At 38.5% G+C, this 1,131-nt stretch carries 1 protein-coding gene; it reads right to left on the reverse strand.

The features are described from left to right. Positions 1-133: 133 nt before the first annotated feature. Complete coding sequence (locus D5018_RS21355) at positions 134-970, reverse strand: hypothetical protein (RefSeq protein WP_121840979.1); 837 nt, start codon at positions 968-970, stop codon at positions 134-136. Positions 971-1,131: the final 161 nt, after the last annotated feature.

Here is a 1,131-nt window from a genome sequence, read left to right on the forward strand (position 1 = left end):
TTGAACAACTGAAGTCCAATACTCAGCAGTTAACAAAGAAAGAGTACTGGCAACTCATTATTGAAAAGATTATCGAGCAAATTGGAGCAAAAAGAGGGTTAATACCAATAACTTTGTCGGGTTAAGCAACCCCCTACGAAAGAACCGAATGATCAAGCTCAGATCGAGCCACTGGATATTGAGGGTGGAGGGCGACTGATTTATTTAGGATTAATGAGCTAAACTCGCCATAAAAGTAATCTTGATTAGGAAAACCATCAAAATCAGGGTGGGTTAAGAAGATGAGTTTTTCTGAGCCTGTACTTTGGTTGATAACAATGTCGTAAAATAGCAATGCTTGGATAAGTGAATGAAGCTTTTGGTGTTTCAGAAAGAAAAGGTGAGTGATGTTTAACTTATGACAGTGCGTATTCTCACTCAAACTATACTGACAAAGGCTGGTTGTCATTACACTGACCTGCGGTTTATCAAACTCAGGGGTGAATTGGCATATTTCAATTGGGAAATGACATTTTAATTCAAAAAGCCTAAATACTTGTTGGCACCAATTTTCTGGCCTCACCGATTTTACCTTGTCATATACTCCTTTAGCACGAGTGCACAGGTAGCTTAAAAACTGGTTAAATATATCGGCAGGTAAATCGCTTGGGTTTTGAAGTCTCCCATCAAGGTCTGTTTGTGGATGAGCTTCAAAAACGGCTTTGGATATTGCTTCGCTATAATCCACCTTTTGTTGAGAGCAAAACTCTTCTATAGCACTGTGCACGTGACTTGTGTACAGACTTGGTAATCCTATGTTTACCGCTCTAAGTAAACAAAGGCTAAGGAAAGTCATAAAGTCAGTATCTGTTTGATAACGAGCAGATTGCGGTAAAAGTTTAAGAGCGCAAATTTTTGTTTCAGTTGGAATATGGGGCTGTTCTAATAACTCTTTGAGCTCTGTAAGTTGATTGGTGATTGAGCCAAACAATAGTTCTGTAATGTTATTGATTATGGGTCTTGTTGTAGGGCAAACGGGTCTAAATTAGACACTCAGTTTGCCCACGGTTAAAACCTTCATCAAATAATCTTCATCCCAGCCAGCTTTTAACCGTTTGCTTTTTATTCCAACTTTTGCTGTTTTCTCATTTT

This window comes from Parashewanella curva (assembly GCF_003675895.1).
In the GTDB taxonomy this organism is placed as follows: Bacteria; Pseudomonadota; Gammaproteobacteria; order Enterobacterales; family Shewanellaceae; genus Parashewanella; species Parashewanella curva.